General features: G+C 49.4%; 4 protein-coding genes. 3 read left to right on the plus strand and 1 reads right to left on the minus strand.

Translation table 11 applies throughout. The features are described from left to right. Positions 1–382 precede the first annotated feature (382 nt). Positions 383–985, minus strand: a complete 603-nt coding sequence (locus POG22_RS13325; RefSeq protein WP_498905786.1) for a manganese efflux pump MntP — start codon at positions 983–985, stop codon at positions 383–385. A 565-nt stretch (positions 986–1550) separates the two neighbouring features. On the opposite strand from POG22_RS13325, the gene POG22_RS13330 reads away from it, so the two are divergent. The 3 genes from POG22_RS13330 to POG22_RS13340 are packed head-to-tail and all read left to right on the plus strand — an operon-like array spanning position 1551 to position 3288. Then, positions 1551–2144 carry a cytochrome b/b6 domain-containing protein gene (locus tag POG22_RS13330; protein ID WP_017663171.1) on the plus strand — a complete coding sequence of 198 codons (594 nt, stop codon included), beginning with the start codon at positions 1551–1553 and terminating at the stop codon, positions 2142–2144. After that, positions 2145–2345 (plus strand): hypothetical protein, encoded by a 201-nt coding sequence (locus POG22_RS13335; protein ID WP_017663170.1) that lies wholly within the window; start codon positions 2145–2147, stop codon positions 2343–2345. Further along, positions 2338–3288, plus strand: coding sequence for a DMT family transporter (locus POG22_RS13340; RefSeq protein ID WP_498905788.1), 951 nt, complete (start codon positions 2338–2340; stop codon positions 3286–3288). Before POG22_RS13335 ends, POG22_RS13340 begins: the two co-directional genes overlap by 8 nt. Positions 3289–3404 lie beyond the last annotated feature (116 nt).

A 3404-nucleotide genomic window follows, 5' to 3' on the forward strand; every position in this document is an offset into this window, starting at 1 on the left:
CCGAATCCGGCGCTCGCACTTGGGAGATTTTAGCTTCCTTGGCGGCTACGGCTGCCCAATCTGACGACTCCTTTATTGACCTCGTTGCCCAGGCCATGCCTTGGCAGGCTTCGACCTGAGTGAGCATCGCTAAACAGATATCATCTTGGAGATGCCGGGGATCTGGCTCGAGTCTCAATACAGATTTTATGTTTTTTGTCAATTCCCGATCTCGAAAGAGTCTTCGGGAATTGCGGTGTAATTTGTTATTTTGAATGCGAAACTGGGCGGGGGAGGCATTGCCATGACGTCCCTACAGTAAGGGTTTTACTTATCATAAAATTAGCTTATCACCTTAAACCCAAAAGACTCTCTCAAAAAGCTTTCTGCACCACTTAGGCGGTCAACCTACACTTTGAAATACCTCGACGCTGAGATGTTCCCACAGGATTTTACTGCCAATTCCCATTAAAATTAGCCCACCGACAATCTCAACTTTGCTTTGGAACCAATTGCCAAAATAGTGACCGATGTAAACACCGAGAACGCACAGACTAAAGGTCACGCTTCCCACGATCGAAATCGCCAGTAAGATCGGCATTTTCAATACCGAAAATCCCAACCCCGCAGCTAAGGCGTCCAGGCTGGTAGCCACAGACAGAACCAACAGGGTCTCTATTTTGAGAGGGTTAAACGGTTTGTCGTCGTCCGTATCTTGCCAAGCTTCGTAAATCGTGCGTCCGCCGAGAAATACCAACAGCACAAAGACGATCCAATGGTCGATGCTGGCGATCGCCTGACGGAATCCCAACCCCATCCCCCAACCCAGTAAGGGCATGAATGCCTGAAACCCACCGAAAAACAGAGCAATTTTAAGGGCTTTGTTGAGTTTGATGTGGCGAATCGCTAAGCCGCTGGTCAGCGAAACGGCGAAGGCATCGGCTGCCAACCCGATCGCCACTAACGTTATTGTGGTGAGTTCTAGGCTTAAGAGGGTCAGTTCCATGATAGATTCGGACGTTTTTAAAAGTCTTACTATTTTTAATTTTATCAAAAAAAATGAATTTCACAAAAACATAAAAAATATCATTTTTGATTCATTTTTACATCATAAATTATTTAAAATCTAAAAAATAAATTCAAAAAATTATTGCGAATTAAAATTTTAATACTATTCTAAAATTAATTGGTTTACGAAATCAATTGCTTACATTATTCAAATAATTTAAATTTATTTTGGTTGAATAATTTTAATTGTATAGAACGTCCCCTCCACCTTCGACACCTCCCCGTGAGTTCGGGGAGGATGGGTGAAATTTCGATCGCAAAAGTGAGATGCGCCCTTTTGGTTTTACCGTTCGATCGCATCGAAACCGCGATTTAAACAACCGAACCAACCCAAAATCGAGTCGCCCATATTTTAAAAATATAAATATTTCAATTTTTTTGAATTTTTCTAAAAAAACTCAAGCTCGAACGTTCGGCGATCGCCCATAGAGACGAACCCAATCGAGACTTGTGCTATAAACAAATCTATCGCTCGAAAACCCGTCTGAATTTCTACATTTGCCATGTCGCGATCGCAGCCCTACCAACCCTCACTTTTGCGTCTGCTCCACGGTCTCACCGCTGTTGTTATCCTGCTGGCTTTACTCAGTGCCGCTTGGGTGTATCTGACCTACGACAGACGCTTACTGCAACTGTCCGTACCGACAATTCCCGATATCATCGGCATTCACGGAACCTTTGGCGTAGCGTTACTATTCTGTTTACCCCTCTTTGCCCTGTACAGCTTCCATTTAGGGCAAAATCGGCTCGTCGGAGCTAACACGTTGCGCCAACTCCGACAACTCCATCGTCCCGCCGGACGTAACGCCCTGCATCGCCTCGTCAATACCGTGATGCTATTGGCCGCCACCTTTGCCCTCATCACCGGGCGCATGATGAAAGAAGCGTGGTTGCCCGCCGGAGAACTATACGAAACCTGGTATACCCTACATTTGTGGGCTTGGGTAACAATGGCGATCGCCGCGATCGTTCACCTCGTAACCGCCTTTTGGGTCGGGGGTCTCTCCTTGCTGCGATCGATGTGGACGTGGCACACTCGCGATAACGACACGCCTCGTCAGTGGTGGCCGCAAATCCAGTCAATTTGGAAACCGTAAATGTCGAACCCTCCCTCTCGTCTCCTCGCGATCGCCGAAATACTCGTCTTCGGCGGCATCCTTTTCGCCCTCATCGCCCCTCTGTTTTCCTCCGACTCCGAATCTTCCCAACGTTCCTCGATCGCCGCTCCCTCGCGTTCCCCACTCGCGAGCCTACAAACGCCAAACGCTTCGATCGCAGTTCACCCACACTATGACTGAAAATCTGGAACTTCACCAGAAACCCTTCTCTCTCTCCGCTTTTTCCGCTAACCTCCTCCCTCTTCTCACCCTCGCGATCGCCCTCGTCGCCGTTTCCTGTGCGGCGATTTTCATTCGATTGGCAGAACGGGAAATCGGCCCCAACGCCACGATTTTCAACCGACTCCTCATCGCCACCGTGGTATTTTGGATGCTCGACGTCCTGCGACAGTGGCGAGACGATCGCGACTTTTCCCTCACGCCACCCAACACCCCTTACACCGCCTCAGACATTCTGCGGTTAGTGGCCGTAGCTGCTGTCGCCTCGACTTCCGTGGCATTGTGGGCGTGGTCTCTGACTCAAACGAGCGTCGCCAACTCCACCGTCTTACGGAACCTGACCCCAATTTTTACCAGTTTGGGCGGGTGGTGGCTGTTGGGACAGCAGTTCGATCGCCGCTTCGTTATCGGAACGGGTGTCGCCGTCATCGGAGCGACATTTATCGGTTTCGACGACTTACAAATTTCGGCCGAACATCTTCTCGGCGATGCGATCGCCCTAGTTTCAGCGATGCTGTACGGGGCAAACTTGCTCCTCGTCGAGAGCTTGCGAACCAAATATCCAGCCACGACGATTTTACTGTGGCGGTGTAGCGTGGGGGCGATGCTAGTATTTCCCGTCGCGTGGCTGTCCGAAGCTCGCCTGTTTCCCCAAACCTGGGAAGGTTGGTTTGCTGTTGCTGCTTTAGCGGTTATCTGTCAGGCTTTAGGACAAGGGTTACTCGTTTACAGCCTCAAACAGTTTTCCTCGGGATTCGTCGCGATTTTGCTGTTACTCGAACCGATTTTAACCGCGATCTTCGCCTGGGCGATTTTCGGAGAAGTCTTGAATTGGACGAACTGGATCGCCTTTTTCGTTGTATTAATCGGAATCTACCTCGCTCGATCGAGCCATTCTCACTAAAAGTGAGGAGAGGATGAGGCTTTGTACAGTCACCAGTCACCAGTCACCAGTCACCAGTCACCAGTCGCCAGTGAAGACAGCGAACAGATAACAGTTTCTCCCCCTCTCCCTTGCTC

The sequence above is a fragment of the Geitlerinema sp. CS-897 genome (genome assembly GCF_028368005.1).
Classification (GTDB): domain Bacteria; phylum Cyanobacteriota; class Cyanobacteriia; order Cyanobacteriales; family Geitlerinemataceae; genus Baaleninema; species Baaleninema simplex.